This is a genomic window from Frateuria sp. GZRR33 (genome assembly GCF_051900425.1).
Classification (GTDB): Bacteria; Pseudomonadota; Gammaproteobacteria; order Xanthomonadales; family Rhodanobacteraceae; genus Frateuria_A.
In genome coordinates this window covers 434,977-458,473 of sequence record NZ_JBHZGK010000001.1, presented here as the reverse complement: position 1 = coordinate 458,473, position 23,497 = coordinate 434,977, and the positions used below count along the sequence as shown (strand labels likewise).

General features: G+C 69.1%; 21 protein-coding genes, 1 tRNA gene and 1 riboswitch. Of the genes, 9 read left to right on the top strand and 13 right to left on the bottom strand.

Annotated elements, in window-relative coordinates; all coding sequences use genetic code 11:
• Nucleotides 1-6: 6 nt before the first annotated feature.
• Both ACFWZU_RS02120 and ACFWZU_RS02115 read left to right on the top strand, forming a co-directional pair.
• Complete coding sequence (locus ACFWZU_RS02120) at nucleotides 7-1,173, top strand: sialidase family protein (protein WP_439699749.1); 1,167 nt, start codon at nucleotides 7-9, stop codon at nucleotides 1,171-1,173.
• Nucleotides 1,170-1,634 (top strand): hypothetical protein, encoded by a 465-nt coding sequence (locus tag ACFWZU_RS02115; RefSeq protein ID WP_439699748.1) that lies wholly within the window; start codon nucleotides 1,170-1,172, stop codon nucleotides 1,632-1,634. The genes ACFWZU_RS02120 and ACFWZU_RS02115 overlap by 4 nt, the downstream gene beginning before the upstream one ends.
• 110 nt (nucleotides 1,635-1,744) lie before the next feature.
• Here ACFWZU_RS02115 and ACFWZU_RS02110 read toward each other — a convergent pair.
• From ACFWZU_RS02110 to ACFWZU_RS02085, 6 genes are all read right to left on the bottom strand, one after another.
• Nucleotides 1,745-1,837: transfer RNA gene (locus ACFWZU_RS02110), tRNA-Ser, on the bottom strand.
• A 70-nt stretch (nucleotides 1,838-1,907) separates the two neighbouring features.
• Entirely contained in the window at nucleotides 1,908-2,114 is a 207-nt protein-coding gene (gene csrA / locus ACFWZU_RS02105) for a carbon storage regulator CsrA (protein WP_209618355.1), read from the bottom strand.
• A gap of 274 nt (nucleotides 2,115-2,388) precedes the next feature.
• A complete protein-coding gene (alaS, locus tag ACFWZU_RS02100; protein ID WP_439699747.1) occupies nucleotides 2,389-5,016 on the bottom strand; it encodes an alanine--tRNA ligase in 2,628 nt (875 codons plus the stop codon).
• 54 nt (nucleotides 5,017-5,070) lie between these two features.
• Nucleotides 5,071-5,565, bottom strand: coding sequence for a regulatory protein RecX (locus tag ACFWZU_RS02095; RefSeq protein WP_439699746.1), 495 nt, complete (start codon nucleotides 5,563-5,565; stop codon nucleotides 5,071-5,073).
• Nucleotides 5,566-5,675: 110 nt separating this feature from the next.
• Nucleotides 5,676-6,710 (bottom strand): recombinase RecA, encoded by a 1,035-nt coding sequence (gene recA, locus ACFWZU_RS02090; protein WP_439699745.1) that lies wholly within the window; start codon nucleotides 6,708-6,710, stop codon nucleotides 5,676-5,678.
• A 127-nt stretch (nucleotides 6,711-6,837) separates the two neighbouring features.
• Nucleotides 6,838-7,353 (bottom strand): CinA family protein, encoded by a 516-nt coding sequence (locus ACFWZU_RS02085; protein ID WP_439699744.1) that lies wholly within the window; start codon nucleotides 7,351-7,353, stop codon nucleotides 6,838-6,840.
• Between the two features lie 417 nt (nucleotides 7,354-7,770).
• On the opposite strand from ACFWZU_RS02085, the gene mutS reads away from it, so the two are divergent.
• From mutS to ACFWZU_RS02070, 3 genes are all read left to right on the top strand, one after another.
• Nucleotides 7,771-10,362 (top strand): DNA mismatch repair protein MutS, encoded by a 2,592-nt coding sequence (gene mutS, locus ACFWZU_RS02080; protein WP_439699817.1) that lies wholly within the window; start codon nucleotides 7,771-7,773, stop codon nucleotides 10,360-10,362.
• A gap of 110 nt (nucleotides 10,363-10,472) precedes the next feature.
• Nucleotides 10,473-11,963, top strand: a complete 1,491-nt coding sequence (locus ACFWZU_RS02075) for a catalase (protein WP_439699743.1) — start codon at nucleotides 10,473-10,475, stop codon at nucleotides 11,961-11,963.
• A complete protein-coding gene (locus ACFWZU_RS02070; protein ID WP_439699742.1) occupies nucleotides 11,960-12,382 on the top strand; it encodes an organic hydroperoxide resistance protein in 423 nt (140 codons plus the stop codon). The genes ACFWZU_RS02075 and ACFWZU_RS02070 overlap by 4 nt, the downstream gene beginning before the upstream one ends.
• Before the next feature lie 31 nt (nucleotides 12,383-12,413).
• Here ACFWZU_RS02070 and ACFWZU_RS02065 read toward each other — a convergent pair whose 3' ends face one another.
• Entirely contained in the window at nucleotides 12,414-12,818 is a 405-nt protein-coding gene (locus tag ACFWZU_RS02065) for an RNA-binding S4 domain-containing protein (protein WP_439699741.1), read from the bottom strand.
• A 35-nt stretch (nucleotides 12,819-12,853) separates the two neighbouring features.
• The gene (locus ACFWZU_RS02060) at nucleotides 12,854-13,753 is read right to left on the bottom strand and encodes an AEC family transporter (RefSeq protein ID WP_439699740.1); all 900 of its coding nucleotides are present in this window, start codon (nucleotides 13,751-13,753) and stop codon (nucleotides 12,854-12,856) included.
• 120 nt (nucleotides 13,754-13,873) lie between these two features.
• Here ACFWZU_RS02060 and ACFWZU_RS02055 point away from each other — a divergent pair, with 120 nt between their 5' ends.
• The 3 genes from ACFWZU_RS02055 to pnuC all read left to right on the top strand — a co-directional run bounded on the left by ACFWZU_RS02055 (nucleotide 13,874) and on the right by pnuC (nucleotide 18,051).
• Complete coding sequence (locus tag ACFWZU_RS02055; protein ID WP_439699739.1) at nucleotides 13,874-15,007, top strand: phosphotransferase enzyme family protein; 1,134 nt, start codon at nucleotides 13,874-13,876, stop codon at nucleotides 15,005-15,007.
• Nucleotides 15,008-15,144: 137 nt separating this feature from the next.
• A riboswitch (TPP riboswitch) is annotated at nucleotides 15,145-15,242 on the top strand.
• 62 nt (nucleotides 15,243-15,304) lie between these two features.
• Entirely contained in the window at nucleotides 15,305-17,467 is a 2,163-nt protein-coding gene (locus tag ACFWZU_RS02050) for a TonB-dependent siderophore receptor (protein WP_439699738.1), read from the top strand.
• A complete protein-coding gene (gene pnuC, locus ACFWZU_RS02045) occupies nucleotides 17,467-18,051 on the top strand; it encodes a nicotinamide riboside transporter PnuC (RefSeq protein ID WP_439699737.1) in 585 nt (194 codons plus the stop codon). The genes ACFWZU_RS02050 and pnuC overlap by 1 nt, the downstream gene beginning before the upstream one ends.
• 14 nt (nucleotides 18,052-18,065) lie before the next feature.
• Here pnuC and ACFWZU_RS02040 read toward each other — a convergent pair whose 3' ends face one another.
• From ACFWZU_RS02040 to ACFWZU_RS02030, 3 genes are all read right to left on the bottom strand, one after another.
• Entirely contained in the window at nucleotides 18,066-18,719 is a 654-nt protein-coding gene (locus ACFWZU_RS02040; protein WP_439699816.1) for a trimeric intracellular cation channel family protein, read from the bottom strand.
• A gap of 31 nt (nucleotides 18,720-18,750) precedes the next feature.
• Nucleotides 18,751-20,025: a M20 family metallopeptidase gene (locus ACFWZU_RS02035; RefSeq protein ID WP_439699736.1), complete on the bottom strand. Its 1,275-nt coding sequence runs from the start codon at nucleotides 20,023-20,025 to the stop codon at nucleotides 18,751-18,753.
• Nucleotides 20,026-20,313: 288 nt separating this feature from the next.
• Nucleotides 20,314-20,775, bottom strand: coding sequence for a metallophosphoesterase family protein (locus tag ACFWZU_RS02030; RefSeq protein WP_439699815.1), 462 nt, complete (start codon nucleotides 20,773-20,775; stop codon nucleotides 20,314-20,316).
• A gap of 250 nt (nucleotides 20,776-21,025) precedes the next feature.
• On the opposite strand from ACFWZU_RS02030, the gene ACFWZU_RS02025 reads away from it, so the two are divergent.
• On the top strand, nucleotides 21,026-21,178 hold the full coding sequence (locus ACFWZU_RS02025; protein WP_439699735.1) for a hypothetical protein: 153 nt from the start codon (nucleotides 21,026-21,028) through the stop codon (nucleotides 21,176-21,178).
• Here ACFWZU_RS02025 and ACFWZU_RS02020 read toward each other — a convergent pair whose 3' ends face one another.
• Both ACFWZU_RS02020 and ACFWZU_RS02015 read right to left on the bottom strand, forming a co-directional pair.
• The gene (locus tag ACFWZU_RS02020; protein ID WP_439699734.1) at nucleotides 21,179-21,898 is read right to left on the bottom strand and encodes a hypothetical protein; all 720 of its coding nucleotides are present in this window, start codon (nucleotides 21,896-21,898) and stop codon (nucleotides 21,179-21,181) included. It lies immediately after the preceding gene.
• Complete coding sequence (locus ACFWZU_RS02015) at nucleotides 21,895-23,442, bottom strand: tetratricopeptide repeat protein (RefSeq protein ID WP_439699733.1); 1,548 nt, start codon at nucleotides 23,440-23,442, stop codon at nucleotides 21,895-21,897. The genes ACFWZU_RS02020 and ACFWZU_RS02015 overlap by 4 nt, the downstream gene beginning before the upstream one ends.
• Nucleotides 23,443-23,497 lie beyond the last annotated feature (55 nt).

The window sequence follows — 23,497 nt, the reverse complement described above, 5'->3', positions numbered from 1 at the left end:
AATCCCATGCGTCGTCTGCTGATCCTGCTGCTTTGCCTTGCCGTCGCGCCGGTGGCTGCGCACGAGCGCATGGCCATGCCGAAGGAGCCGCCGCTTGGCGCAAGCGCGGCGTTCGACGCGCAAGGCCGGCTTTGGGTGGCCGATGCCGCCGACGGCCACGTGCGCCTGCGCCACTCCGACGACCTGGGCAAGACCTTCAGCGCGCCGGTGCCGGTCAATGCCACGCCCGAGCCAATCTACGCCGAAGGCGAGAACCGGCCCAAGCTGGCGTTCGGCCCGAAAGGCGAGATCTACGTGAGCTGGTCGCAACCGCGCGCCAAGCCGTGGACCGGCTTCGTGCGCTTCGCCCGTTCGCTGGATGACGGCGCCCATTTCTCCGCGCCGCTCACCGTCCACCACGATCGCGCGGAGATCACCCACCGCTTCGATGCGCTCGCCGTCGACGGCAAGGGGCGCGTGGTGCTGGCCTGGATCGACAAGCGCGACCAGGCCGCGGCCGAGGCAGCGGGCAAGCCCTACCTGGGCGCTGCCGTGTACTACGCGTGGTCCGACGATCGCGGCGCGAGCTTCGTCCCCGAGCGCAAGCTTGCAGAGCACAGTTGCGAGTGCTGCCGCATCGCGCTCTCGCACACGCGGCAGGGCGATATCGCCGCGTTCTTCCGCGCGGTCTATGGCGACAACATCCGCGACCACGCCTTCGCCGTGCTGCGCACCGACGGCGGGGCCAGCCATGCCGAGCGCGCCACCTTCAGCGGCTGGCACATCGCCGGCTGCCCGCACCACGGCCCGGGCCTTGCGATTGCACCGGACGGCACCCGCCACGCGGTCTGGTACGAGGCCCACGGCAAACCGACCATCCGGTACGGCCAGCTCCAGCCTGGCCAGCACGCCGCACACGCGCAGGCGATCGCCGGCGCCGGTGCCAGCCACGCGGATATCGCGGTGGATGGCAACACGGTGTGGGTGGCGTGGAACCAGGTCGACGCGAAAGGCGAGACGCTGATGCTGCGCCGCTCGGACGACGGCGGGCTGCATTTCGGCACGCCGCGCACGTTGGCAAGCAGCGCCGCGGCGGTGGGCTCGCCGCAGCTGGTGCTGCGCGATGGTCGGGCCTACGTCGCCTGGAATACGGCGACCGGCTTCCGCCTGCTCTCCGCCGGGACGACGCCATGAAGCCTTGGCTCGTCGCCCTGTTGCTGCTGCCGGGCCTCGCCACGGCCGGCTCCTTGAAGCCGTTGAGCGCAACCGACGTCCCCGCCCTGCTTGCGCCACCGGCCCACGGCGAGCGCCTGATCGCCCTGTGGGCGCTGGACTGCGCGTATTGCGAACCGAACCTGCAAGCCCTGGCGCGATTGCAGCAGGCGCATCCGAAGAGTATCGAGCTGGTCACCGTGGCCACCGACGACATGGCCCATGCCAAGGCCATCGAAAAGCGCCTCGCCACCGCCGGCATGACGGCCTGGCCTGCCCGCGCGTACGCCGACGCCACGCCGGAGCGGCTCAACTATCTGCTCGATCCCGAATGGGGCGGCGAGACACCGCGCGTGCTGGTGATCCGCGCCGATGGCTCCCGCCAGGGATACAGCGGCGAACTGACGGAAAAGCAGTTGCAGGCCCTCGGCCCGAAACCGTAGGGTGGGCTCCACCCCACCGTACGGTTGGGTTGCATGTGGCGAGTGAGCCGAAGCGCGCTTGGTCGACTTCCAGATACGCAAAACGCCCCTCTCGGGGCGTTTTGCGTATCTGGCGGAGAGAGAGGGATTCGAACCCTCGATAAGGCTTTTGACCCTATACTCCCTTAGCAGGGGAGCCCCTTCGGCCTCTCGGGCATCTCTCCGGGTGTGTTCCGCGCTTTCGCGGAGCCGGCAAGGATACCGGCCGACGCCGCCGAGGTAAAGCGTTCGTGATCAGTGTTCGCCGGTTTCGCCGGACGTGCCGCCGCCGGACTCGTGCTCGCCCTTGATCCGCTGGTAGATCTCTTCGCGATGGACCGCCACGTTCTTCGGGGCATTGATGCCGATACGCACCTGGTTGCCCTTCACGCCGAGAACGGTAACGGTCACCTCGTCACCGATCATCAGGGTTTCACCGACCCTGCGGGTCAGAATCAACATGTTGTGTTACTCCATTAATGCTGTTGGTCACAGGCCTGCCGCACGATGGAGCTTCACCCCTGAGCCCCATCGCCAGTCAGTTCGACGAAAGTCCGTCGAAGGCCCTACCGCCTTCCCCGGCTCACAGCCAAGGCACTCACCATGAATGCCCTTGCCTCGCGGCGACACCGTGGGTCCATGCCGCCGACAGTCGTCCGATACTAGCCGAGCGCGAGCGCCGCGCGCAACGCATTTCGCGGGCGATAAATCCCCGATTCACAATGCTTCGGACGGCCTACATCCTTTGGCCGATCCAGTCCGGCAAGGCGCCCAGCAAGGCCGGCAACTGGGTCGTATCCAGGCCACCGCCCTGGGCCATGTCGGGGCGCCCGCCACCCTTGCCTTCGATCTGCTGTGCAACGTGCGCCACCACGTCGCCGGCCTTGATGCGGCCAAGCGCAGCGCCGTGCACGCCAGCCACCAGCGACACGCGACCGTCGGCCGCACCGGCCAGCAAGACCACGCAATCGCCCAGCTGCTGCTTGAGCTGATCGACGCTGTCGCGCAGGGACTTGGCATCGAAGCCCTCGAGGCGCGCAGCCACCACCTTGATGCCGGCAACGTCGCGGGCGTTCCCCGCAAGGTCGGCGGTCGCGCTGCCGGCTGCCTTGCTGCGCAGCGACTCGAGTTCGCGTTCGAGCTTCTTCTGGCGATCGAACAGCTGGCGCAGCTTTTCGATCACGTCGTCACCGCTACCCGAGAGCAGATGCGACAGTTCGCCCAGGCGCCGCTCTTCGTCGGCGACGAACGCCAGCGCGCCCTCACCGGTCACGGCCTCGATGCGGCGCACGCCGGAGGCCACGCCTGCTTCGCTGACGATCTTGAACAGGCCGATGTCGCCCGTGCGGCTGACATGCGTGCCACCGCAAAGCTCGGTCGAGAAGTCACCCATCCTGAGCACGCGCACTTGATCGCCGTACTTCTCGCCGAACAGCGCCATCGCGCCGAATGCGATCGCCTCGTCGTAGGCCATCTGATGTACTTCCGCCGGCGCGTTGCGGCGCACCTCGGCGTTGACCAGCGCCTCGACCGCGGCAAGCTCGTCGCGGCTGAGCGGCTTGAAGTGCGAGAAGTCGAAACGCAGGCGCTCGGGCGCGACCAGCGAACCCTTCTGCGCGACGTGTTCGCCAAGTACCTGGCGCAACGCCGCGTGCAGCAGATGCGTCGCCGAATGATTGAGTACGGTGGACTGGCGGCGCGCGGTGTCGACCTGGGCGTCGAGCGTGTCGCCGGTGCGCAGCGCCACGCCGTGCCAGCGCCCCGCATGGCCGAAGAACACGCCGCCCATCTTGAGCGTATCGCCGACCTCGAAACGGCCATCCGCGTGGCCCAGCACGCCGGTGTCGCCGACCTGGCCGCCGGACTCGGCGTAGAACGGCGTGCGGTCGAGGATCACCAGGGCTTCCTCGCCATCGTCCAGCGCATCGACCTGCTTGCCGTCGCGCACGATGCCGACCACCTTGCAGCCGGTCGCCGCGAGCGCGTCGTAGCCCAGGAACACCGTCGGCGCCAGGCGGCTGGCGAGATCGGCCGGCATCTGGCCCTTCGCCTCGAAGCGGCCGGCGGCGCGCGCGCGCTCGCGCTGCTCGTTCATGGCCTGCTCGAAACCGGCCATGTCGACGGTGAGGCCGCGCTCGCGCGCGATGTCGCCTGTCAGGTCGACCGGGAAACCGTAGGTGTCGTAGAGGCGGAAGGCATCGGCGCCGGGAATGGCGCTGCCGGCCTTCTTCGCCACTTCATCGAACACGCGCATGCCGTGCTCGAGCGTCTCACCGAAGCGCTGTTCCTCCGTGCGCAGCGCATCCTCGACGAACGCCTGCTTTGCGGCCAGTTCGGGATAGGCCGCGCCCATCTCCTCCACCAGCGGCGCGACCATCTTCCAGAAGAAGTCGCCGCGCACGCCGAGCATCCAGCCGTGGCGCAACGCGCGGCGGATGATCCGGCGCAGCACGTAGCCGCGACCTTCGTTGGAGGGCAGCACGCCGTCGACGATCAGGAACGAGCAGGCGCGGATGTGGTCGGCGATCACGCGCAGCGATTTGTTGGCCAGGTCCTTGGTGCCGGTCAGCTCGCCGGCCACGCGGATCAGGTGCTCGAACAGGTCGATCTCGTAGTTGGAGTGCACGTGCTGCAGCACGGCGGCCAGGCGCTCCAGGCCCATGCCGGTGTCCACGCAGGGGGCCGGCAGCGGCGAGAGCGTGCCGTCCGGCGCGCGGTCGAACTGCATGAACACCAGGTTCCAGATCTCGATGTAGCGGTCGCCGTCCTCGTCGGGCGAACCCGGCGGGCCGCCGGCCACGCCCGGGCCGTGGTCATAGAAGATTTCGGTGCAGGGGCCGCAGGGGCCGGTGTCCGCCATCTGCCAGAAGTTGTCCGAGGCGAACGGCGCGCCCTTGTTGTCGCCGATGCGCACGATGCGCTCGGCCGGCACGCCCACCTGCTTGTTCCAGATGTCGTAGGCCTCGTCATCGGACTGGTAGACCGTCACCCACAGGCGCTCGGCCGGCAGCTTGAATACGCCGGTGAGCAGTTCCCAGGCGTAGGCGATGGCGTCGCGCTTGAAGTAATCGCCGAACGACCAGTTGCCCAGCATCTCGAAGAAGGTGTGGTGGCGCGCGGTGTAGCCGACCTGGTCCAGGTCGTTGTGCTTGCCGCCGGCGCGCAGGCAGCGCTGCACGTCGGCGGCGCGCGCGTACGGCAGCTTCTCGCTGCCCAGGAACACGTTCTTGAACTGCACCATGCCGGAGTTGGTGAACAGCAGCGTGGGATCGCTGGCCGGTACCAGCGAGCTGGACGGCACGATGGCGTGGTCCTTGGCGCGGAAGAATTCGAGGAAGGTCGAACGGATGTCGGCGGTTTTCATGGGCAGCGCAGGCGTAGACAAAAAAGGCCACGCCGGCGGCCACCGCCGTTGAAATCAGTCGATTTCGTCGGCAGCGTCGTCCACTTCGGCGTGGGTAGCACGTCGTACTGTGGCGGCGGCAAAGCCGCGACGCAAGAGGAATTGCGCGCGTCGGGCGCGTTCGGCGCGGTCGACGACGCCTTTGCCGCCATAGCGGCGGCGGAGCTGGTCGATCGCCGAGGCGTCCCAGTCGACCTCCGCCTCGTCGAGCAATTCACGGATGCGCGCGTCGGGCACCGCGTGGGTCTTGAGCTCGGCGCGGATACGCTGCGGGCCGTAGCCCTGGGAGGCGCGGCTGCGCACCAGCACCTGGGCAAAGCGGTCATCGTCCTGGTAGCGCTGCTCGCCCAGGCGATCGATCGCGGCGATGGCTTCCTCGCCCTGGTAGCCGCCCTGGCGGAGTTTGGTCTTCAGCTCGCGACGCGAATGTTCGCGGCGGGCGAGCAGACCCAGCGCCTTGTCGTAGGCGCTGCGCTTGGGTTTGTCCGGGTCGTCCGGTCGGCGCTTCATCGGAAGCCGCCATGTGTTCGAAGGGCCGGAAGGCTTCGCCTGACCCCGCCCTTCTCCCCCGGCCGCCGGCCGGAGGAAAAGGCGCTACCAGGATCGGACGGTCGCACGCCTCAGGCTTCTTCCAGTGCCTCTTCGGAGGCCGCGGCCGCCTTGCCGCCGCCCACCAGCAGGCGCGCGCGCAACTGCTGGTCGATCTCGTTGGCGATGGCCGGGTTGTCGCGCAGGAACTGGCGCACGTTTTCCTTGCCCTGGCCGATGCGGTCGCCGTTGTAGCTGTACCAGGCGCCGGACTTGTCGATCAGGTTTTCCTTCACGCCCAGCTCGATGATCTCGCCCTCGCGCGAGGAACCCTCGCCGTAGAGGATCTCGAACTCGGCCTGGCGGAACGGCGGCGCGACCTTGTTCTTGACCACCTTGACGCGGGTCTCCGAACCGATCACCTCGTCCCCCTTCTTGACCGCGCCGATGCGGCGGATGTCCAGGCGCACCGAGGCGTAGAACTTCAGCGCGTTGCCGCCGGTGGTGGTCTCGGGACTGCCGAACATCACGCCGATCTTCATGCGGATCTGGTTGATGAAGATCACCAGGCAGTTGGACTTCTTGATGTTGGCGGTGAGCTTGCGCAGCGCCTGGCTCATCAGGCGGGCGTGCAGGCCGACGTGCGAGTCGCCCATCTCGCCTTCGATTTCCGCCTTCGGCGTGAGCGCGGCGACCGAGTCGACCACCACCACGTCCACCGCGCCGGAGCGCACCAGCATGTCGGCGATTTCCAGCGCCTGCTCACCGGTGTCCGGCTGCGAGACCAGCAGGTCGGCGACGTTGACGCCGAGTTTTTCGGCATAGGTCGGGTCGAGCGCGTGCTCGGCGTCGACGAACGCGGCGGTGCCGCCGTTCTTCTGGCAGTTGGCAATCACCTGCAGGGTCAGCGTGGTCTTGCCCGAGGACTCCGGACCGTAGATCTCGATCACGCGACCGCGCGGCAGGCCACCGACGCCCAGCGCGATGTCCAGGCCCAGCGAGCCGGTGGAGACGGTGTCGATGGCGTCGTCGGTGCGGTCGCCAAGGCGCATCACCGCGCCCTTGCCGAACTGCTTCTCGATCTGGCCAAGGGCAGAGGCCAGCGCTTTGCGCTTGTTGTCGTCCATCGTGGGAATCCCGGTGGTGTGGCGAGGAATGGGAGCGATCTTGCCCGGTCGGAATCTCACGGACTGCGATCTGCCAAGGCCTTGATTATCCCACAGCCGTCAAGCCCCGCCGCCAGCGCAGGACGCCTCATTCCGTCAGCGCTTTCCGCACGCCGTTGAGCGCGGCGGCCACGCTTTGCCGGCGGATCGCCTCGCGGTCGCCGGCGAAATGGAACAGCTGCGCACGGGCGTAGCCGCCGCGGCGCTTCCAGCCGATCCAGACGGTGCCGACGGGCTTGTCCGGCGTACCGCCCGAAGGCCCGGCGATACCGGTGACCGCCACGGCGACACCGGCGCCGTACCGGGCCATCGCGCCGGAAACCATCTCCAGTACGGTTTCCTCGCTGACCGCGCCGGTGTGTTCGAGCGTGCGCGGATTGACGCCGAGCAGCGCCTCCTTGGCCTCGTAGCTGTAGACCACCACGCCGGCGTCGAACCAGGCCGAGCTTCCGGGCTGATCGGTGAGGGTCTTGGCGATCCAGCCGCCCGTGCAGGACTCGGCGGTCACCAGCATCAGCTTGTGCTGCTGGAGGTCGGTGGCGACCCGGGCGGCCAGTGCGGAGAGCTCGGCATCGGTGGGGGCGGACAGGGGCACGGCGGGCATTCCGGCAGGGAAAGGGACCGTTCTACCCGCTCGAGGGATGTCGCGGCAAGGAAGGTTGTACGGTCAGCTTCTGCCACGCGGCGCCTGCGATGCCGGGGCGGGTTGAGGCGCGCTTCCCCCATCCGCCCTGCGGGCACCTTCTCCCGTGGAAGCGGGGGAAGGATCACACACGCGGCGCAGCACGTTCCGCGAACTGGGGAGGTGGCGACAGGCGGATGCGGGGCGCCCCTGGGCGCGATCGGCATCCACCGGCCGGGTGTGGGCCTGGTTGCCATGCATCCCGGTCACGCATCGGTGCGCTCCTGCTGGTCGTGCCATTGCCTGCCTTCTGCGCGGCCGGGCCACGGCTCACGCCGTGTACACTCCGATGCCTCTCGCGTGATTACCGCCGCCGGCGACCGCCGCCTGATGTCCTGCATGAACCTCAACGACTCCGCCTCGCACACTCCCTTCATGCGCCATTACCTGGCCCACAAGGCCGAGCACCCGGACGTGCTGCTGTTCTTCCGCATGGGCGATTTCTACGAGTTGTTCTACGACGACGCGCGCAAGGCGGCCCGACTGCTCGATATCACGCTGACCCAGCGCGGGCAGTCGGCCGGCGCGCCGATCCCGATGGCCGGCGTGCCCTACCACGCGGCGGAGAATTACCTGGCGCGGCTGGTGAAGCTCGGCGAGTCGGTGGCGATCTGCGAGCAGATCGGCGACCCGGCGACCTCCAAGGGTCCGGTCGAGCGCAAGGTGGTACGCATCGTCACGCCCGGCACGGTGACCGACTCGGCGCTGCTGGAAGAACGTCGCGACAACCTGCTGCTGTCGATCCACGCCGGTGCGCAGGGGGCCTTTGGGCTGGCCTGGGTGGACCTGAGTTCCGGCCGCTTCCTGCTCAGCGAAGTGCCCAGCGCCGAGGCGCTCGCCGCCGAGCTCGCGCGCCTGCAGCCGGCCGAGACGCTGGTCGGCGAGGACGGCGGATGGCCGAACCTGGTCACCGCCTTGCCCGGCCTGCGCAAGCGCCCGCCGTGGCATTACGACCTGGATGCCGCGCGCCGCGAGCTCAACCGCTTCTTCGGCACGCGCGATCTCGGCGGCTTCGGTGTCGAAGGGCTGCCACTGGCGATCGCCGCGGCCGGCTGCCTGCTCGGCTATGTCGAGGAAACCCAGAAGAGCGCCCTGCCGCACCTCACCGGCATGGCCGTGGAGAACGCCGGCGAAACCATCGCGCTGGACGCGGCCACGCGGCGCAATCTCGAGCTGGACACGCATCCGAGCGGCCGCATCGAGCACACCCTGCTCGGCGTGCTGGACGAGACGGTCACGCCGATGGGCGCGCGCCTGTTGCGTCGGTGGCTGAACCGCCCGCTGCGCTCGCGCGACACGCTGCGCCTGCGCCACCAGGCAATCGCCACGCTGATCGAGGCGCGCGCATATGAGCCATTGCGCGAGAAGCTGCGCGGCATCGGCGACCTGGAGCGCATCCTGGCCCGCGTGGCGCTGTGCTCGGCGCGCCCGCGCGACCTTTCGACATTGCGCGATGGCCTCGCGGCCGCACCGGTGTTGCGCGAGCAACTTGCCGCGCTGGACAGTCCGTTGCTGCACACACTGGTCGCGCGCATCGGTGACCACGCCGAGACTGCCGCGCTCCTGCAGCGCGCGGTCGTGGCGCAACCGCCGGTGCTGCAGCGCGACGGCGGCGTCATAGCCGAAGGCTACGACGCGGAACTCGACGAGCTGCGCCGGCTGTCCACCAACGCCGACCAGTTCCTGGTCGAACTGGAGGAACGCGAGAAGGCGGCCAGCGGCATCAGCACGCTCAAGGTCGGCTACAACCGCGTGCACGGCTACTACATCGAGATCACCCGCGCGCAGGCCGACAAGGCGCCGACGCACTACACCCGCCGGCAGACCACCAAGAACGCCGAGCGCTACATCACCGGAGAGCTCAAGGCCTTCGAAGACAAGGTGCTCTCGGCGCGCGAGCGCTCGCTGATGCGCGAACGCGCACTGTACGAGAACCTGCTCGCTACGCTGATCGAGCGCCTCGCGCCGCTGAAGGATGCCGCGTCCGCCATCGCCGAACTGGACGTCCTCGCCTGCCTGGCCGAGCGCGCCGAGACGCTGGACTGGCGCGCGCCCGATCTCACCGACGCGCCCGGCATCTGCATCGAGCGCGGCCGCCATCCGGTGGTGGAGAAGGTGCGCGCAGAGCCCTTCGAACCCAACGACCTGGACCTTACCGACGCCCGCCGCATGCTGATGATCACCGGCCCGAACATGGGCGGCAAAAGCACTTACATGCGCCAGAACGCGCTGATCGTGCTGCTCGCCCACATCGGCAGCTACGTACCCGCATCGCGCGCCTGCATCGGGCCGGTCGACCGCATCTTCACCCGCATCGGCGCGGGCGACGATCTTTCGCGTGGCCAGTCCACCTTCATGGTGGAGATGAGCGAGACGGCCAACATCCTGCACAACGCCAGCGAGCACAGCCTGGTGCTGATGGACGAAGTCGGCCGCGGCACCAGCACCTACGACGGCCTCGCCCTCGCCCGCGCCGCGGCCGTGCACCTGGCCACGCACAGTCGCGCATTCACGCTGTTCGCCACGCACTACTTCGAGCTGACCGAGCTGGCCGGCGAGTACCCGTCGATCGCCAACGTGCATCTGGACGCGGTGGAACATCACCATAAGGAGCGGGGCGACCAACTGGTGTTCATGCACGCCGTCAAGGAAGGCCCTGCCAACCGCAGCTTCGGTCTGCAGGTGGCGGCGCTGGCGGGTCTGCCCAAGAGCGTGATTGCCGATGCGCGCCGCACCCTGGCGGAGCTCGAGCGAGGCATGCAGGCCTCCGGACCGGCTGCCGGCGCGCCGCCATCGGCCTCGCCGCAACTGGGCCTGTTCAGCGCGCAGCCCTCGGCTGCCGAGGAAGCGCTCAAGCGTCTCGACCCGGACGCGCTGTCGCCGCGCGAGGCGCTCGAGACGCTCTACCGGCTCAAGGCGCTGGTGCACTGAGGCTGGCCCGTCGCTCGATAGCCAAATGCTATCGCGCCCATCCAAACAATCGAATTCCCCTATCGTCGCGTGCTTCCTACAGTGGCTCACCACCACCGGAAGCCACGCGCATGAACGACCACCGCAAACCCAAGCTCACCACCGCCGCCGGCGCTCCGGTGCCCGACAACCAGAACACGATGACCGCCGGCCGTCGCGGTCCGGCGCTGCTGCAGGACGTGTGGCTGCTGGAGAAGCTCGCCCACTTCGACCGCGAGGTGATCCCCGAGCGGCGCATGCACGCCAAGGGCTCGGGCGCCTACGGCACCTTCACCGTCACGCGGGACATCACCCGCTACACCCGCGCCAGGCTGTTCTCCGAAGTCGGCAAGCAGACCGAACTTTTCGCCCGTTTCACCACCGTCGCCGGCGAACGCGGTGCGGCCGATGCCGAGCGTGACATCCGCGGCTTCGCGGTCAAGTTCTATACCGAGGAAGGCAACTGGGACCTGGTCGGCAACAACACGCCGGTGTTCTTCCTGCGCGACCCGCTGAAGTTTCCCGACCTCAACCACGCGGTCAAGCGCGACCCGCGCACCAACATGCGCAGCGCGCGCAACAACTGGGACTTCTGGACCTCGCTTCCCGAAGCGCTGCACCAGGTCACCATCGTCATGAGCGACCGCGGCATCCCGGCCAGCTACCGGCACATGCATGGCTTCGGCTCGCACACCTTCAGCTTCATCAACGCCGCCAACGAGCGCTACTGGGTGAAGTTCCACTTCCGCACCCAGCAGGGCATCAGGAATCTCACCGACAGGCAAGCCGAGGCGCTCATCGGCAAGGACCGCGAAAGCCACCAGCGCGACCTGCTGGAGGCGATCGATCGCGGCGACCATCCGAAGTGGACGCTGTTCGTGCAGGTGATGCCCGAAGCCCACGCTTCGCGCGTGCCCTACAACCCGTTCGACCTCACCAAGGTGTGGCCGCACGCGGACTACCCGCTGATCGAGGTCGGCGTGATGGAACTCAACCGCAACCCGGAGAACTTCTTCGCCGAGGTCGAGCAGTCCGCGTTCAATCCGGCGCAGGTGGTGCCGGGCATCGGCTTTTCGCCTGATCGCATGCTGCAGGCGCGGCTGTTCTCCTACGGCGACGCGCAGCGCTACCGGCTGGGCGTGAATCACCACCAGATCCCGGTCAACCAGCCGCGCTGCCCGTTCCACAGCTACCACCGCGACGGTGCGATGCGGGTCGACGGCAACCACGGCCGCACCCCCGGTTACGAGCCCAACAGCTACGGCCACTGGCAGGAGCAGCCGGACTTCCGCGAGCCGCCGCTGTCGCTCGAAGGGGCCGCCGACCACTGGAACCATCGTGAGGACGACGATTACTTCAGCCAGCCGCGCGCGCTGTTCCAGCGCATGAGCCTGGCCGAGCGCCACGCACTGTTCGACAACACTGCCCGCTCGCTCGGCGGCGCGCCGTTCGAGATCCAGCAGCGTCACATCGCCCATTGCAACCAGGCCGACCCGGCCTACGGGGCGGGCGTGGAGCACGCGCTGCGCAACCTCGCGCTCGCCACCTCGCTGCTGGATGGCAACGACAAGGAACCTGCATGAAGCCCGACTCGATCCTCTACACCGCGCAGGCCACCGCCACCGGCGGCCGCGACGGGCGCGCCAGCACCCCCGACGGGCGACTGGACGTCAAGCTGGCGCCGCCCGAGTCAATGGGCGGCAGTGGCGATGGCGCCAATCCGGAGCAGCTCTTCGCCTGCGGCTACGCGGCCTGCTTCCTGGGTGCGATCCGCTTCGTCGCCGCCCGCGAGAAGACCCACGTCCCCGCCGACGCGTCGATCACCGCCGAAGTGGGGATCGGCCCGATCCCGCAAGGGTTCGGCATCCAGGCGCAGTTGCGCATCCGGCTGCCGGGGATCGAGCGCGCGCGGGCGCAGGCGCTGGTCGACCAGGCGCACACCGTGTGCCCGTATTCCAACGCCACCCGCGGCAACATCGAGGTGACCCTGATCATCGAGTGACCCGGCTGCCCGTGCCCACGCGGCACGGGCCCTAGGTCTGCCCGTCCTTGAATCGCTGGATCTGCCGGCGCGCCTGCTTGTCCGGGCGCGTCGGCGGCCGCAGCAACCCGGCCGCGCCCAGCCGACGCTGCGCGCGGGCCGCCTCGCGGGCGGCGGCACTGGCTTCGGTCTCGCGGTAGAGTCCCTGCGCCACCGGGGCCGGGCCGCGCATCTGCGACAGCGCGACGATGACCACCTCCAGTCGTTCCTCGCCACGGGTCAGCTCGATCCGGTCGCCCACGTGGAGCGTCTTGGCCGGCTTGCAGCCGCTGCCATTAACGTCGACCTTGCCGCCATCGATCGCCTGCTTGGCCAGGCTGCGTGTCTTGAAGAAGCGCGCGGCCCACAACCACACGTCGGCACGCACGGCCAGCGGCATGTCCTGCATTTCGTTCATGGGTTGATTATCCCGCGCGATCCGGCGCCCTTGCATCACCCGAGCAACGCGCTGCCCAGCGTCACGGTCAGCAATGACAGCACGATGCCTGCGCCCAGGATGGTGTTGGCCAGCGGCGGGTCCAGCCCGTATTCGTCGGCCAGGATGGTGGCCGATACCATGGGCGCCATCGCGGCCTGCAGCACGCCTACCGTCAGGACCAGGCCACCCACGCCCGCAGCGATGCCGAGCACCCAGCAAGCCAGGGGCGCCAGCACGAGCTTCCAGCCCAGCCCCAGGCCCGCGGCGGCGAACTGGCGCTCGCCCGGATGGAAGCGGAACTGCAGCCCCACCGAAAACAGCGCCAGCGGCGTCAGTGTGGCTCCGAGCGGTGCGAACACGCCCTCGACGACCACCGGCCAGCCGCCCAGCACGCCCACCGCGATTCCCACCAGCAACGCCACGAACGCCGGGAACGTGACGATGCGCCGCACGATCATCGCCGGCTCCGGCGCGCGTCCGGCGTAAAGGCAGGCCACCACGATGCCGGCGGAGGCGAGCACGGGAAACGCACCGAGCTGGTCGGCCACGACCGCCAGCGTGAGGCCGGGCTGGCCGTATAACGCCTGCATGAGCGGATAGCCCATGAACGAGGTATTGCCCAGGCCACAAACCAGGATCAAGGCGCCGATGCGCCCGCGCGACCAGCCCAGACGCGGCCCCAACAGCCCGAACAGCAGCCAGGCGCCGCCGAAGGTGAGCCACATGGCTATGATCGGGAACCACAAGTGCGGATCGAACCGAAGCTTCGGGATCAGCTCCAGCACCAGCGCGGGCAGCGCGATGTTGATCACCCACCAGTTCAGTCCCGCCGCGAGACCTGCCGGCGGCCGGGCAAGGCGCGCCACCAGCGCGCCCAGCACCAGGCAGGTGAACAGCAGAAGCAAGGCAGTCATCGAGATGTCCGGGGAAGCGGTGGCATAGCATGCCGGAAGGAGGGTGACGGCATGCCGCAGGACGGTGCTCAGCCCACCGCTCCTGGAGCAGGCGCATCGAAGCGACGCGATAATGGCCGCATGAACGACACCGACCATCGCGTCCACGGCCTGGCCGACGACGACGCCCATCCCGACTGGCCGCCGCTCGCCCGATCGGAAGTGGCTGCGCTGCTGGCCCGCTATCCGTCGATCGCTTCGGCCGACGCCATCGGATGGCACAGCCCGCGCCCGCTGTCGGCCGCGGCCCTGGTCGATACCGCCGACGGCCGAGTGTTCGTCAAACGCCACCACCGCAGTGTGCGTACGCCCGAGACGCTGGACGAAGAACACGCCTTCATGGCCTGGCTTCGTGCGGCGGGCGTGCCCGTTCCGTCCGTGCTGGCCGATGCCGATGGCCATACGGCGATCGCGCGGGGCGATTGGACGTACGAGGTGCATGCGCCCGCTGCCGGCCTGGACCTGTACCGCGAAACCGCCTCCTGGACGCCGCTGCCCGACCTCGCCCACGCGCACACGGCCGGCGCCATGCTTGCCCGTGTGCACGACGCCGCGGAAGGCTATACGGCCAGGCAGCGCGGCACGCATCGGCTGGTCGCGCGCAGTGAGATACTCGAGGCAGCCGACCCGCTCGCGACCATCGAAAGGCAATTGCCGGACCGGCCGGGACTGGCGGCCTACCTGGCGCAACGCGACTGGCGCTCCGAAATCGGTGAGACGCTGGCGCCGTTTCACCCCGCCATACAGGCGTCGCTTGCCATGCAGCCAAGGCTGTGGACGCACGGCGACTGGCATGTTTCCAACCTGTGCTGGAGTGGCGGCAGCGCGGAAGCGTCCATCACCGCCGTGCTCGACTTCGGGCTGGCGGCGCGCACGTTCGCGCTGTTCGACCTGGCCACCGCGATCGAGCGCAACGCGATTGCCTGGCTGGCGCTCGACCGGGCGGACGCCGCCCACCCGGACACCGCACGGGCGCTGATCGCCGGATACCGCGCACAGCGCCCGCTGTCCGCGTCGGACATCCACCTGCTGGCCGATCTCCTGCCGCTGGTGCACGTGGACTTCGCGCTGTCGGAAGTGGAGTACTTCGCGGCGGTCACCGGCTCGCCGGCCAACGCCGACGTGGCTTACCACACCTTTCTGCACGGGCACGCGGCATGGTTCGCCACGCCCCCTGGACGCGCGTTGCTCGACGCCATCCGGGCGCTTGCCTGAACCGGAGCCGCTAATGCTGCGCGCAGCTGGCATTCGCGCGCGCAGTGGTAGCGCGCGCAGGCATGTGGAAGCCGCTCGATCCGGCCGCGCCCAGGGCGAGCGTTTGGATTGGACGTCCATTCCATGCTTCAATACCGGTCTTGAAGCGGGGGTGCCCGGCGAACGGCCGGGCTGAGAGAGTCCCTTGGAACCTGATCCGGCTTGTACCGGCGTAGGGAGCTTGATAAGCAGTCGCGCGTCCGTCCGGGCGTGCGCCTGACCGTCGCTTCGTTCGTGTCCCCTTCCGACGAGCCGACGATGACCCTGCCCCGCACTCCCCTGCTGCTTGCCCTCCTCGCCGCACTGGCCCCGACCGCGTACGCCGCCGACCAGCCCGATGCCACCCAGGCGAAGGAACTGGCGCCCGTGCGGGTGGAAGGCCGGACCCACGATGACCGCCACGGCACCGCCATCGACGCCTACGGCAACGCCTCGCTGCACGACACCCCGGCCGCCGTCACGCAGGTCACGCGCAAGCAGATCGACGACCGCCAGATCCGCTCGCTGAGCGAACTGGCGCGCGAGGATGCCTCGCTGGGCGACAACTACGCGCCAGTCGGCTACTACCAGGACATCGCCATCCGCGGCTATCCGCTGGATCTGGCCACCGGCCTGCGCATCAACAACCTCACCATCGCCGGCGAGCAGCCGGTCGCGCTGGAGGACAAGCAGCGGGTGGAAGTGCTCAAGGGCCTGGCCGGGTTGCAGGCCGGCGTGATGGAGCCGGGCGGCGTGGTCAACTTCGTCAGCAAGCGCCCGGCCGACGTGCGCGAGGTGACGCTGGGCACCGACTCGCATGGTTCGCGCTACGGCGCGCTGGACGTCGGCGGCTGGCTGACGCCGGCCTTCGGCGTGCGCGCCAACCTGGCGTGGGAAGACATCCATTCCTATGAGCGACACGCCGACGGGCGCCGCAATTTCTACGCCGTGGCCGCCGACTGGCGCATTACCCCCGAAGCCACGCTGGAACTGGACAGCGACTACCAGGCCAGCGCGCAGCGCTCGGTGTCCGGTTACCAGCTGCTTGGCGGCAACACGATTCCCGACCACGCCGATCCCACCCGAATGCTCGGCTTCGAGCCGTGGCAGCAGCCGGTGAGTATCCATGCGGCCAACACCAGCGCACGCTTCAACTATGCGCTGAGCGACGACTGGCGCCTGCGCCTGGCCGCGGGCCACAGCCGCAGCGTGATCGACGACAACGTGGCGTTCGCCTACGGCTGCTTCTACTCGCCCGCCTGCGCCACCGGCGCGCCGGGCAACTACTTCGCGCCCAACGGCGACTACGACGTCTACGACTACCGCAGCCCCGACGACACGCGCATCGACGACGAAGCGCGCGGGACGCTGGAAGGCCACCTGGACACCGGCGTGGTAAGCCACCAGCTCACGCTGGGCGCGAGTGCGTTCCGGCGCCTCAACGATCAGCGTGCCGACGTCTACGACTACGTCGGCACCGCCAACATCGCCGATCTGGACCCACCCTACTTCGCGCCCTCGCCCAACCAGCCCGGTCCCGCGGTACGCCGGCTCACCAGCTGGCAGCATTCGCTGTTCGCGCTGGACCGGCTGCACCTTGGCGAGCAGTGGCAGCTGGTCGCCGGCGGTCGCTTCGTCCGCCTGCACGAGCGTGCCTACGACGGCGACGGGGCCCCCGAGCGGGATACCCGCCTGAGCAAAACGCTGCCGCAGGCGGCCGTGCTGTGGCAGCCGGAGGAGGCGCTCACCACGTACCTCAGCTACAGCGAAGGCCTGTCACTGGGCAAGGAAGCGCCGTACTGGACCAGCAATGACGGCCAGATGCTCGCACCGCGGCTGTCGCGCCAGCTCGAAGCCGGCCTGAAGTACGCCGTCGGCAGCGCGCTCGATCTCGCCGCCGCCCTGTACCGCATCCGCCAGCCCTACCAGTTCGCCCAGCCGGACGATTCCGATTACGGCTTCACCTTCGTGCAGCAGGGCGAACAGGTGCACACCGGGCTGGAGCTGGGTGCGCACGGCCGCGTCGGCGATGACCTCGAACTCACCGCCAGCGCGAGCTTCATCCGCGCACGTGCACAGGACACCGGCACGCCTGCGTACGAAGGCCACCAGGTCGTCAACGTGCCGCGCGTGCGTGCCGCCGTGTACGCCGATTACCGCCTTCCGTTCGCACCGCAGCTGAGCCTGCTCGGCGGCTGGCGCTACGCCTCGCCGAACGCCGCCACCCCCGACGGCCGCGTGCGCGTTTCCGCCTACAACGTGCTCGACGCCGGCGTGCGCTACGTGGCCACGTTGGGCGGCCATGCGCTCACCGCACGGCTGTCGATCGACAACCTGTTCAACCGCTTCTACTGGCGCGACACCGGCAGCGCCTTCGGCGACAGCTACCTGTTCCCGGGCGCGCCGCGGCTGGCCCGGCTTTCCGTGAGCTACGCGTTCTGATGGGTGCGATCGAGCTCATCGGCGCGGTGCTGAGCGCGTGGGCCGTATGGCTCACCGCGCGGCGGCGCCCGTGGTGCTGGCCGGTGGGCCTGGCGTCAGTGGTGGTCTACAGCGGGATCTTCATCGACGCCAGGCTCTACTCCGATGCCCTGCTGCAGGCCGCGTTCGCGGGGCTGATCGTGTACGGCTGGCTGCGCTGGCTCAAGCACCTGGGCAGCGATGGCCGCGTGCAGGTGGCGAGGCTACCGCCGCGCCAGTTCGCGGGCCATCTGGCACTGGGCCTCGCCGGCGCGCTCGCGCTCGGCTACGTCATGCACCGCTGGACCGACGCCGCGTTGCCCTGGCTGGACGCCGCACTCACCGCCTTCAGCCTGGTCGCGCAGTGGTGGCAGGGGCGCCGCCACATCGCCGCCTGGTGGCTGTGGATCGTGGTCGACGTGATCTACGTCGGCGAGTACGTCTACAAGGACCTGCTGATCACCGCGGTGCTGTACGCCGGTTTCGTCGTACTGGCCGCCATCGGCCTGCGCGACTGGCGCCGCGCGCGCCAGTCCGTGCCCGACGCCCACCCTGCGATCGGCTGAACCTGCGATTTCGATCAGCGGCCGTTGCCGTCATGGTGGTTGTCGGGTGCCGCGCCAGGCCCCCACCGGGCCGACGGCAGGTGCCAGCCGCGGCGGATCGCCATGAAGCGCAGTGCCAGGCAAGCGCCTCCACCGGCCACCGCCGCCATCGTCGGCGGGACCTGCAGCAGGTGCCCGCCCACCACCACGCCCGCGCCGGCGAGCGCGGCCAGTGCGTAGAGGTCCGTGCGCAGTACGGTGGGAATGCCGGACACGAGGACATCGCGCAGCATGCCGCCGCCGATGCCGGTGAGCATGCCGAGCAGTGCCGCCATCATCGGGTGAATGCCGTGGACGAGCGCCTTCTCGGTGCCGGCGACCGCGAAGAAGGCCAGCCCCACGGCATCGAGCCAGAGCACGTCCCGGCTGTAGCGGCGGGTGACCGGATACCACAGGAACGTGATCGTGCCCGCCAGCGCGGACACCACCACGTAGCGCCAGTCGTCGATGGCCGCCGGCGGTATCGCGCCGATCAGCAGGTCGCGCGTGATGCCGCCGGCGTTGCCGGCGGCAAACGACAGCACCAGCACACCAAACGCGTCCAAACGATATTTGACCGCGACCATCGCGCCGCTGATGGCGAACACGAAGGTACCGCCCAGATCCAGCACGAGCACCAGGATGTGCATCATCGGATGGCCGGCTCCGGTTGCCCGTGGCTCAGGTCGCAGGCGACAGCCACGCGCGCGCGGCCACCACCAGGGTCTCCACCCCGGTTTCCAGGGTGGGGTGGATGACCGGCAGGAAAGCCGGGTTGTGGTTGGTCGGTATCTCGTTGAGGCGGTTTTCGCCCTTCGCTTTCGCGTAGGTGTCCGGATCGGTCCCTCCGACGAACCAGAACACCGGGGGCACGTGCCACTCGGCACCGAATGAGCCGAAGTCCTCGCTGGCCGAGGTCGGTCCGGTCTGCCGCACCCGCTCCGGCGGGAAGAATGCGCGGAACGCCTCGACCACGCGCTGCGCCGCGGCGGCATCGTTGTTCACCAGGGCGTAGCGGTCCAGCGGTGTGATCTGTGGCGGCCTGGGTGCACCGGAGGCGGCCGCCTCGGCGTTGGCGATGCGCGTGATGGCATCGAGCACGCGCGTGCGCACGCCGTCGTCGAACGTGCGCACGTTGAGCTTGATGACGGCCTCGTCGGGAATGACGTTTTCCTTGGTGCCGGCCTGCAGCGAGCCGACGGTGATCACCGCTGCCTCCGTGGACGACAGTTCGCGCGAGACGATAGTCTGCAGCCGCAGCACGGTCGCCGCCGCCATCACAACCGGGTCGATGCTCGCCTGCGGCATCGAGCCGTGCGCACCACGCCCGAACAGGCGAATCTCCAGACTGTCCGCGGCCGAGGTGATGACGCCGGTGCGACCTGCGACCGCGCCTGCCGGCCCGACCATGACGTGTTGGCCGAGCACCACGTCGGGCCTGGGGAAGCGCTGGAAGAGTCCGTCGTCGATCATCGCGCGGGCCCCTTCGGCGGTTTCCTCGCCCGGCTGGAACACCGCCATCAGCGTGCCATGCCACTGCGCGCGGGTCTGCGCCATCAGCGTGGCGGCACCGACCAGCCAGCTGACGTGCATGTCATGGCCGCAGGCATGCATGACCGGCACGCTGTTGCCTTCGCGGTCGACGGCTTCGACCTTGCTCGCGTACGGCGCACCGGTCGCCTCTTTCACCGGCAGGGCGTCCATGTCGGCGCGCAGCATCACGGTCGGCCCCTCGCCGTTGCGCAGCAGGCCGACCACGCCGGTCTTGCCGACCCCGGTCGTCACCTCGTAACCGGCGCTCCGCAGATGGTCGGCGGCCAGCGCGGCGGTGCGGGTTTCCTGCATCGACAGTTCGGGGTGCGCGTGGATATCGGTGTAGAGCTTCTCCAGCGCGGGAAGCAGGTCCTGCAGGTTGCCCAGCGAGGTGGCGGTGGCGTCTGTCTGCGTGGTGGTCATGGGCATGGGGTCCGCTGGGGGAGGCTGGCGCGGGGCCGGCGCTGGCGTTCCGACGCGATCAGCTCCGCGCCCCGACACCAGAAAGTGCGTGGTGCGGATGGCCGCGATGCAAGCAAGGGACGAGGCTTCCGGGAGCATCCACGCTGCGCAGAGCCATCGCATCGATGCGTTCGTGCAGCTTGCCGGCATCATGCGCTTGGGCTGGCAAGGACGGGTGAAGCGGGCAGGCAATAGCTTGCGTTGCACCGCAGGTTCCTTCGCACCGCGCCGCGACCCGACGCGGGCCTTCTAGCCGTCCAGCTCCACGATCCGCGGCATCACCTCGCGCCCATCGATGAGCAACTCGCCCACGCCGATCGGCAGCTTGAACCGACGCCGCCCGGCACTGCCGGGATTGACGTAGAGCACGCCTGCGCGTTCCTCGACCAGCGGCTTGTGCGAGTGCCCCGAAACCACCACGTGGACACCCTCCGCGCCCGGATCGACCGCAAGCGCCTTGAGGTCGTGCAGCACGTACAGCCGCACGGCGCCCAGTTCGAGCGTCGCCGTTTCCGGCAGCTGGGCGGACCCGGCGTCGCGGTCGTTGTTGCCGCGCACGGCGGTCAGCGGGGCGATGGCCGACAGCGCGTCGAGGATGGCGGGGCCGCCGATGTCGCCCGCGTGGATGATGCGTTGGCAGCCGCGCAGAAAATCCACCGCGGCCGGGCGCAGCAGGCCGTGGGTGTCGGAAATCAGGCCCACGCGGAACATCGTGTTGGTCGCTCTCTTGCCGTCGTCGCCCCGCACGCTAGCGCACCCGGCGCGACCGCACCGTCATGGTTGCTGCGGTTGCCGGCTGTCCGTCCGCGACTGTCCGGACGCGCGGCCGCGGTGTCCGCGGACGCCGCTCACGGCCACGGGCGATTCCCCGCAGGCCGCATGGCGCCTTGCTTTTAAACCTTGGCACGGGTTGTGCCATCCCATCCGCGAGAGCCTTCCTTCCACCACCCGGAGAACCGCCATGAAATTCGAAACCGTCCTGCTGCAGAGCTTCTTCGCCGCCTGCATGCTGCTGTGCCTGGCCGTCATGAGCGCGATGCTGGTCATGCCTTCGCCGCGGGCCGTGGCCGCAGCCAGCCACGTACCGGCGGCGGCGGTGGGTGTCGCCAGCTGATCAGGTGCTGATTGGCTGGCCGACCCGCGGCAAGGGCGCCAGCTTTCCGCCGACCCGCAGCTGATACTCGAAAACCTCTTCCAGGTCGCCCTGCAGCCCGCCCGGATGATCGTAGCGCGCCCGTATCGAGAGCCGATGCGTGCCGGGCGGCAAGGGAGCGAGCATCAGCCAGTAGCCATCGCTGGCCGCCGGCACGTAGGGCGCATGCCGTTCGACATACTTCGCGTCCTGGAAAGCATCGAAGCAGCGCGTGCGCAGCCGGTGTTCCGGCACGTGGGCGATGACTTCGCCGTCCAGCAGCACCTGCGCCTGCGCCAGGTGATCATTGGTCGCCCGCACGCTTGCCTGCGCCTGCCCGCAGGCCAGCGGCTTGCCGGGCGAGGCGTGCGCCAGCACCGCGATGACCGGCACGAACACATGCGTGTCCGCCGGAATGAGGCATTCGCGCCGGGCCTCCATGGTTCCCTCGGTGCCGGCCAGGAACCAGACCGGCCCGTGCTGGTTGATCGCGCACTGCGCGCCGCTCGGATCCTGGTAAGCGCGAACCCCGTCGGGGAGGCGCATGACCCATTGCCACCAGGCGATCGCGTAGTCCGCCTGGCTGCGGCCGGCCACCTTCTCCTGCGGGTCGAGCACGCGCGTGTGGTCGACCGCGTGCGCTGCGAGCATCGGGATCGCCCACGCCAGCGTGGTGGCAGCCAGGCGCAAGGCGGGGCTCATGGCTTCGCCTTCATGCGCTTCATGAACGCGTCGACCTGGCCCAGCGTGCGTTCCGCCTCGCGTACCTGCATCGCTTGCCTGATGTCGCTGCGATCGGCCGTGGCGACGAACCTGCGCAGCGCCGTCGTCACCTCCTCACCGTTGCGGCCCTGCGCAATCAGCACGCTCGCGCGCAGGTACCAGCCCGGGCCATCGTCGGGGTATTCCTTGTTGAGCCGGTCCACGTAACGTCGCGCCTTGGCTGGCTGTTTGGCCTGCAGCATGGCCCGGGTGACCTCGTACAGCGCGTCCTGGCGGTTCGAGGCATCGTCCATCGCCAGCACGTAGTCGTGTTCGGAGCGGGCCGGATCGCCCGCGTTCCAGTACGAGGCAGCCAACAGGTAGTGCGCATAGGCATCCCCCGGCTCCTTGCTCACCGCGTAGGCGAGGCTGGACTGCGCCCAGGCTGGCTCGCGCGCCACCAGCAACAGCAGGCGACCGCGCAACCGTGCGACTTCTTCGGAGCCTTGCTCGAAGCGGCCGGCCTCCAGCAGCAGCATCAGTTGCTCCCAGCGATCGACCGGCTGGACGTGGTCGGACCACTCCGCCACGTCTGCGAGCACGCCGGCGTGGGCCGTGCGCAGGACTACGGGCTTGAGCACCTCGAGGCCTTTTTCGTAACTGACCTGGCTGCTGACCTGGTCGGCCAGGTCGACCAGCGGCCACTCGGTATTGAGCGCAAGCAGCGGACGCTGGGGCAGGAACGCCTTCAACTGGTTGGCGAGCGCCACCATCCGGGGATAGCTGCCGCCCCAGCGCGGAGTGAGCGCGACCATGCGATAGCCCGTCAGCACCTTGCAGGCCGGGTCGATCGCCATGCCGGAGTCGAAAGCCTGCTCCTCCAGTTCGCCCCGGCTGTCCGTGTTGGCGACATCCTCCAGGCCGACGTAGGCGTCCAGCAGACGCGGCTCGATCCTGATCGCCTGCTGGAACAGATCGATCGCGCGCGCCATGAACTCGGACATCCGCTGCATGTTTTCCGGCGGCGTGTCCTTCGCCCAGGCACCGCCGCGCGCCTTCATGCCCATATGGCCGAAGTAGATGCCGCGGGCGGTCAGGGCGTAGGCACTGTGCGGGGCCTGTTCCAGCCAGCGCTGGGTGAGCTGGCCTGACGCCTGCGAAGCGTCGAAGACGGCGAAGTCCCGATGGATGATTTCGCTGAAACGATCCTTGACGAAGTGGCGTTCGAGATCCGCCCTGAACCGCGCCTCCAGGCTGTCGGCCGCATGGCTGTCGAGCGCCTGGCGCACCATCGCGAGCGTCACCGACGGATCAAAGAGGTAATGGCAGTAAGCCTCGGCCAGGCCTTTGGGCCACGCGTTGCCCGGGTAGTCGGGATAGGCGAGGCAGCGTGCCAGCGGATCGTGCAGCGCCTCGGCGCGCTTGGCCGCCACGAGGAAGGTGCGCACCACGTCCGGCGCGTCGGCATAGAGCGGCGGCCGCGCCGGCACGTCCGCCCCCCTGGCCGGCGACGCGCCGGCCCACGCGCAACCGCCAGACACCATGACCAGCACCGTACGTGCCGCCCGCTTTCCCCATGCGCCCATATGCCCCCCGGCA

Excerpts from the sequence above, each read along its gene's own strand:
- ACFWZU_RS02120 (WP_439699749.1), top strand. The coding sequence starts at position 7 with ATGCGTCGTCTGCTGATCCTGCTGCTTTGCCTTGCCGTCGCGCCGGTG.
- ACFWZU_RS02115 (WP_439699748.1), top strand. The coding sequence starts at position 1,170 with ATGAAGCCTTGGCTCGTCGCCCTGTTGCTGCTGCCGGGCCTCGCCACG.
- csrA (WP_209618355.1), bottom strand. The coding sequence starts at position 2,114 with ATGTTGATTCTGACCCGCAGGGTCGGTGAAACCCTGATGATCGGTGAC.
- alaS (WP_439699747.1), bottom strand. The coding sequence starts at position 5,016 with ATGAAAACCGCCGACATCCGTTCGACCTTCCTCGAATTCTTCCGCGCC.
- ACFWZU_RS02095 (WP_439699746.1), bottom strand. The coding sequence starts at position 5,565 with ATGAAGCGCCGACCGGACGACCCGGACAAACCCAAGCGCAGCGCCTAC.
- recA (WP_439699745.1), bottom strand. The coding sequence starts at position 6,710 with ATGGACGACAACAAGCGCAAAGCGCTGGCCTCTGCCCTTGGCCAGATC.
- ACFWZU_RS02085 (WP_439699744.1), bottom strand. The coding sequence starts at position 7,353 with ATGCCCGCCGTGCCCCTGTCCGCCCCCACCGATGCCGAGCTCTCCGCA.
- mutS (WP_439699817.1), top strand. The coding sequence starts at position 7,771 with ATGAACCTCAACGACTCCGCCTCGCACACTCCCTTCATGCGCCATTAC.
- ACFWZU_RS02075 (WP_439699743.1), top strand. The coding sequence starts at position 10,473 with ATGAACGACCACCGCAAACCCAAGCTCACCACCGCCGCCGGCGCTCCG.
- ACFWZU_RS02070 (WP_439699742.1), top strand. The coding sequence starts at position 11,960 with ATGAAGCCCGACTCGATCCTCTACACCGCGCAGGCCACCGCCACCGGC.
- ACFWZU_RS02065 (WP_439699741.1), bottom strand. The coding sequence starts at position 12,818 with ATGAACGAAATGCAGGACATGCCGCTGGCCGTGCGTGCCGACGTGTGG.
- ACFWZU_RS02060 (WP_439699740.1), bottom strand. The coding sequence starts at position 13,753 with ATGACTGCCTTGCTTCTGCTGTTCACCTGCCTGGTGCTGGGCGCGCTG.
- ACFWZU_RS02055 (WP_439699739.1), top strand. The coding sequence starts at position 13,874 with ATGAACGACACCGACCATCGCGTCCACGGCCTGGCCGACGACGACGCC.
- ACFWZU_RS02050 (WP_439699738.1), top strand. The coding sequence starts at position 15,305 with ATGACCCTGCCCCGCACTCCCCTGCTGCTTGCCCTCCTCGCCGCACTG.
- pnuC (WP_439699737.1), top strand. The coding sequence starts at position 17,467 with ATGGGTGCGATCGAGCTCATCGGCGCGGTGCTGAGCGCGTGGGCCGTA.
- ACFWZU_RS02040 (WP_439699816.1), bottom strand. The coding sequence starts at position 18,719 with ATGCACATCCTGGTGCTCGTGCTGGATCTGGGCGGTACCTTCGTGTTC.
- ACFWZU_RS02035 (WP_439699736.1), bottom strand. The coding sequence starts at position 20,025 with ATGACCACCACGCAGACAGACGCCACCGCCACCTCGCTGGGCAACCTG.
- ACFWZU_RS02030 (WP_439699815.1), bottom strand. The coding sequence starts at position 20,775 with ATGTTCCGCGTGGGCCTGATTTCCGACACCCACGGCCTGCTGCGCCCG.
- ACFWZU_RS02025 (WP_439699735.1), top strand. The coding sequence starts at position 21,026 with ATGAAATTCGAAACCGTCCTGCTGCAGAGCTTCTTCGCCGCCTGCATG.
- ACFWZU_RS02020 (WP_439699734.1), bottom strand. The coding sequence starts at position 21,898 with ATGAGCCCCGCCTTGCGCCTGGCTGCCACCACGCTGGCGTGGGCGATC.
- ACFWZU_RS02015 (WP_439699733.1), bottom strand. The coding sequence starts at position 23,442 with ATGGTGTCTGGCGGTTGCGCGTGGGCCGGCGCGTCGCCGGCCAGGGGG.